Origin of the sequence: Ruminococcus sp. 1001136sp1_2201st1_G3_2201SCRN_220225 (assembly GCF_040924365.1) — a bacterium.
Taxonomy (GTDB): Bacteria; Bacillota; Clostridia; order Lachnospirales; family Lachnospiraceae; genus Blautia_A; species Blautia_A faecis.
Map to the genome: position 1 here is coordinate 95,192 of NZ_JBCOME010000006.1, position 6,000 is coordinate 101,191.

The 6,000-nt window shown below is 44.7% G+C and carries 4 protein-coding genes; all 4 read left to right on the forward strand.

From position 1 onward, the window contains the following. The first annotated feature begins 187 nt into the window (after nt 1-187). On the forward strand, nt 188-409 hold the full coding sequence (locus AB5642_RS03930; protein WP_308768394.1) for a CotH kinase family protein: 222 nt from the start codon (nt 188-190) through the stop codon (nt 407-409). Nucleotides 410-550: 141 nt separating this feature from the next. Further along, the gene (locus AB5642_RS03935; protein ID WP_226815465.1) at nt 551-1,522 is read left to right on the forward strand and encodes a hypothetical protein; all 972 of its coding nucleotides are present in this window, start codon (nt 551-553) and stop codon (nt 1,520-1,522) included. A gap of 253 nt (nt 1,523-1,775) precedes the next feature. Beyond that, nucleotides 1,776-2,492, forward strand: coding sequence for an ABC transporter ATP-binding protein (locus tag AB5642_RS03940; RefSeq protein WP_118583251.1), 717 nt, complete (start codon nt 1,776-1,778; stop codon nt 2,490-2,492). A 7-nt stretch (nt 2,493-2,499) separates the two neighbouring features. After that, a partial coding sequence (locus AB5642_RS03945; protein WP_368371472.1) for an FtsX-like permease family protein occupies nt 2,500-6,000 on the forward strand: 3,501 nt, incomplete at its 3' end.

Sequence of the window (6,000 nt, forward strand, 5' to 3'; positions counted from 1 at the left end):
CTAAGGGAAATACTAGTACATCGTTTTCGAAATAACTATACCACTCACTTGTCTGTGAATCCGATTGCACAGGTATAAAAGCCTCGGCGTAGCCCGCTACGCCTACGTTTTTATACCTGCACACTCGAATCCACATCCTACGTGATTGGTATAGTTATTTACGAAGCGATGTACTAGTCTTTCGTCTATTGCAAGTGACCCCGATACAGATCGGTATAGCTTTAAACTGGAATTTGATCATTACATTAAAGGGCAGACCTGCTATGGTTTAGATAAGCTAATCCTGAATAATAATTATGCAGACGCTACCAATATGAAAGAAGCTGTAGAGGACAGTTTTATGCTGCGCAATTATGGCACAGAAGATGGAAATGAAGCATTACAAAAAACAGAGTCAGGTGGTGTATAATAAGAAAAACGGAGTTGAAAAGCCATGGTTAATCCGTTATAATTTTCATATATAAATACATGAAAAAAGTGTTTTTTCAGAAAATTGTATGTTGCTGGTCATGGGGTGGACAGCAACGACTATATGAAGGGGGATTTTTCTATGACGAAAATGAAGAAGATTTGCATACCTGTTCTTGCAGCTGCAGCCCTTGCATTTTCAGTTCCCGGAACTACGCAGGAGGCAGAGGCTTCCTGTAATACTTACCGTGTGAATGTTGTTACTGGATATCTGGCTCTGCGGACAGATACATCCTATAATAGCGGTAATGAGATCGGAGAACTTTACAGTGGTGATCTGGTGGAGGTACTGGATTATACTGGCGCCACTGGTTACTGGTATGTATACTCTCCTAAGTATGACGATTTCGGATATGTGAATAATGATTATCTGGATTCTGTGACATCTTCCGTATCTTCCTATAATACAATGTGGACCGTAAGCGTTTCCACCGGATATCTGGCTCTTCGCAATGCACCGGAATATGATGCATCTAATGAAATCGGTGAGCTCTATTCGGGAGATACCGTCTGGGTTTCCGACAGTAGCAATTCTCAGTACTGGTATGTGTATTCCCCGAAACTGGACGGCTATGGATATGTGAACCAGGAGTACCTGTACAGAGAAGAGGGACTGGATACAGATTCCAGCTATTTTGGCGAAGTAAGAACGGTCAGTGTAGCCAAGGGCTATCTGGCACTTCGCAATATGAAGGCATATGATGCTTCCAATGAAATCGGGGAATTATATTCCGGCGATACCGTACAGCTTCTGGACACAAGTGATTCCCAGTACTGGTATGTGTATTCCCCGAAATATGATACCAATGGATTTGTAAACAAAGATTATCTGGTGGGTGGAAATGCATATGCTACCTTGTATGTAAAAGTGCCTACCGGATATCTGGCTCTTCGATCCGCTATGGGATATGATGCGGCAAATGAGATTGGTGAACTGAATACCGGTGATACTGTGGTAGTAATTGATTCCAGTTCAGATAAATACTGGTATGTATATTCTCCACGCCTTATGAAATACGGATATGCAGATTGTAATTATATATTCTGCAATTGATGAGCAGGAAAGAAAAACAGCCTCTGACTTTTTTACTGGGAAAGTCAGAGGCTGTTTTTGAAATAACTATAATTTTTATAACTGCACACTTGAATTCATATCCTACGCGATTGGTATAGTTGTTACTGTTTACTCCGTGACCAGTAACGTATAGTTATCTTTATAGAAATTTCATACTTTCTCTGATTGAACAAAAAAACCTGCAATGCTATACTAAAATTAAAATATATTTGAAAAACAGGAGTGTGATAAATTGCAGGGTACCACAGAAAACTATATTCACCTTGAAAAGGTTTCTAAGATTTATGGAACGAAAGAAGTAAAAATAATCGCAGTAGATGAGATCAGCTTTAACATAGCTAAAGGCGAGTTTGCCGTGATCGTAGGGCCCAGTGGTGCTGGCAAGACTACGGTTCTGAATATTCTGGGCGGAATGGATACTGCCACCAGCGGTCAGATCTGGGTAGATGGAAGGAATATAGCGAAATACAATAACCGCCAGCTCACCAGCTACCGCAGGGATGATATTGGATTTGTTTTTCAGTTTTATAATCTGGTTCCCAATCTGACAGCCTTGGAAAACGTAGAACTGGCAGGACAGATCTGTAAGAACCCCATGGATCCGAAAACTGTTTTGGAAGAGGTGGGGCTGAAAGACAGACTTGGAAATTTTCCTGCCCAGTTATCAGGCGGTGAACAGCAGAGAGTTTCCATTGCAAGAGCTCTTGCCAAGAATCCGAAGATGCTCCTTTGCGATGAGCCAACAGGCGCTCTGGATTACCAGACTGGTAAGGCGATTCTCAAGCTTTTACAGGATATGTGCCGCCAGAAGGGGATGACAGTAGTGGTTATCACTCATAACTCTGCATTGACGCCTATGGCAGATCGCGTGATTAAAATAAAAAACGGCAAGGTGGCACAGATGACTTTGAATGCCCACCCAACCCCGGTAGAAGAAATTGAGTGGTAGGTGAGAGATGAAAGCATTAAGAAAAGAATTCTGGATGGAGATCCGAAAAAGCAAATCCAGGTTTATCTCCATTCTTCTGATCGTGGCTCTTGGAGTGGCCTTCTTTTCCGGTATTCAGGCTTCCTCGCCGGATATGCGCTATTCCGGAGATGCCTATTATGACGAAAGCAGCCTGATGGATATCAAGGTTGTGGGCACAATGGGCCTGACATCTGATGATGTTTCTTCCATAGAAAGTATAGATAGCATCGAGTCCGCAGAAGGTGCCTGGTCTACCGATGTGATGTGCGGGGAAGGCCAGAAGCAGAAGGTTCTTCACATTGAATCCATAAATGACACAGTGAATAAACTGGATGTGCAGGAGGGACGCCTTCCGGAAAAAAGTGGAGAGATTTTTCTGGATAGCACATTTGCTTCTTCCAATGAATATAAGGTAGGAGATAAGGTGGCTTTGCGTGAAGAAGGAGATTCCCCCGTTCTTGTGACCACAGAATATACGGTAGTGGGAACTGGAAGAAGTCCTCTTTATATTTCCTTTAATAGAGGAAATACCACCCTTGGAACTGGTGAAGTCAATGGATTTGGATATGTGCTCCCAGAAGATTTTGACCAGGAAATTTATACGCAGATTTATGTGACCGTTCATGGGGCAAAGGGTCTTACAAGTTATACAGACGGTTATGAGAATCTGATCGCCAAGATCAAAGACCGTGTTGAAAACATAGCAGATGATCGCTGTCAGATCCGCCTTGCAGCTGTGAAGGCGGATGCACAGGAGGAAATCAATGATGCCCAGAAGAAGTTGGACGATGGGAAAAAAGAGGCAGATGAAAAGCTTGCTGACGCAAAAGAAGAGCTGGATAAAGGTGAAAAGGATTTAGAAGACGGCAGGAAAGAGTATGAAGATGGAAAATCCCAGTTAGAAGACGCAAAAACAGAGCTTGCCGATGGAAAAAAACAGCTGGAAGATGCGAAGACAGAGCTTACTGATGGGAAAAACCAGTTAGAAGATGCAAAAGCGCAGCTTGCTGATGGAAAAAGTCAGCTGGAATCTGCCAGGAGTCAGCTTTCCTCCAGCAAAAGCCAGCTTGACACTGCCAGAAGCCAGCTGGATGATGGATGGAGTCAGGTAAATGCAGCAAAAGCCCAGCTTGCTGACGGACAGGCTCAGCTTGATTCCGCGCAGAAGCAGGTAACCAGTGGTCTGGCAGAATTAGAGGAAAATCAGAAGACTTTAGATGAAAATAAAGCGAAACTTGCAGATGGAAAAGCCCAGATTGAGGCAGGCGAGCAGCAGTTAGAAGCCGCAAAGCAGACTTTGACAACAAAGCAAAGTGAACTGGATCAGTCAAAAGCGGAGATCATTGCCGGACAGCAGCAGATCGAAAGTACCAGAACCCAGTTAAATGCCCAGAAGCAGCAGATTACAGATGGACTTTCCCAGGTATCAGCAGGAGAAGCACAGCTTCAGGATGGAATAAGTGCTTTGGAAAGTGCAAAAGCTCAGCTGACGGAGCTGCAGAGTCAGCTTGAGATAGTACGCGCAAGTTACAACGCAGCACTGGAAAATCCGGATGCTTCCCAGGAGGAAATAGATATTCTGGCAGCTCAGGTGTCTGCACTGGAAGAACAGGAGGCGGCGGTAAGCCAGCAGATTCAGGCAAGTGAAGCGCAGATTGAGAGTCAGCGGCAGCAGCTTGCAGCGACCAGAAGTGAGTTGGAAAGCGGGCTTGCAGCAGTCGAGAATGGACTTTCCCAGCTTTCTCAGAAAGAAAGCGAGCTGAATGCTGGACGGGAACAGATAACAGCAGGTCAGGCAGAGATTGACGCCGGATGGATTCAGATTCAGGAACAGGAGAATACTCTTGCTGCTTCGAAAGCTGAGATAGAGGCAGGGGAACAGGAACTGGAAAAAGGTCAGAAGCAGTTAAAGGCAGCAAAGAAAAAACTGAATAAAGCCCAGAAAGAAATTGATTCCAATGCAGAGACTCTGGCAGCAGGACAGGCGGAACTGGATGCCAATGTGGCAAAGCTGAATGACAGCGAAGCGCAGTATGCTTCCGGCCTGGAACAGTATAATTCCGGTGCCCGGCAAATTGCGGAAAATGAGGCAAAGCTTACTTCCGGTGAACAGGAGATTGCAGAAAATGAGGCAAAACTTGCCGATGGTGAGAAAGAAATTGCAGACAATGAGAAGAAGCTTGCAGACGGTGAAAAAGAGATTACAGACAATGAGAAAAAGCTTCAGGATGCGGCTAAAGACTTGAAAAAAGGTGAGAAAGACCTTGCAGATGGAAAGAAAGAGTACGAAGACGCCAAAAAAGATGCGGAGGATGAGATTGCCGAGAATCAGCAAAAGCTGAATGATGCGAAAAAGGAACTGGAAGATCTGGAAATGCCGGAGTGGATGGTCACAGATAGGGAGGATCTTCCGGAATATACGGATTACGGTGATAATGCAGACCGTCTTCGAAACATCGGTCAGGTTTTCCCGGTCATCTTTTTCCTGGTAGCGGCATTGATCAGTCTTACCACTATGACTCGTATGGTGGAGGAGCAGCGAACCCAGATCGGTACCTTGAAGGCATTGGGATATAAGAAGTCTGCTATTGCAGCAAAATATATCTGTTATGCATTTTTTGCAACTCTTCTTGGCAGTGTGCTGGGAATGCTGATCGGAGAGAAAATCATTCCATACATTATTATAACTGCTTATGGAATTATGTATCATAACGTGGCAAATACCATTTCCATTGATTATCAGCCTGGCTTCGCACTGATCGCTTCCGCAGCCTCTGTTGTATGTACAGTTGGAGCGACTCTTTTTGCAAGTGGAAAGGAGCTGCAGGAGACACCGGCCTCTCTTATGCGCCCACCGGCTCCGAAAGAGGGCAAGCGGGTATTGCTGGAGCGGCTCACATTTATATGGAAGCATTTAAGCTTTTCCTGGAAGTCCACAATTCGAAATCTTTTCCGTTACAAGAAGCGCCTGATCATGACGGTCTTTGGAATTGCAGGAAGCATGGGACTGATGCTGGTTGGCTTTGGGATTCAGGATTCCATCAGTGATATTGCCGCTATTCAGTACCGGGAGCTTCAGCATTATGACGGAATGGTGATTGAGGACAGCGATGCTACAGAGGAAGAACATGCAGAGCTGTTTGAATACATGAAGGAAAATGAGCAAATCGCCCATTGCAATCGGGTACAGATGACGAAGATCAGTGCTCCGAAAGGCAGCTCCAACATCAGTATTTATCTGTTTGTGCCAGAGAGCCTGAGTGAGTTTGCAAAGGATGTAACCTTAAAGAACCGTATTACCGGGGAAACATATGAGCTTACCGACGAAGGTGCTGCTATTTCCGAGAAAACAGCATCCCTGCTGGGATTAAAGGTGGGAGATATGATTCCCCTAAAAAAGGGAGATAAGGAATATAAGGTGAGGGTGGCTGTGATCACAGAGAATTATATGAGCCATTACCTTTATATGACGCCCAGGGTTTATGAG

Excerpts from the sequence above, each read along its gene's own strand:
- AB5642_RS03935 (WP_226815465.1), top strand. The coding sequence starts at position 551 with ATGACGAAAATGAAGAAGATTTGCATACCTGTTCTTGCAGCTGCAGCC.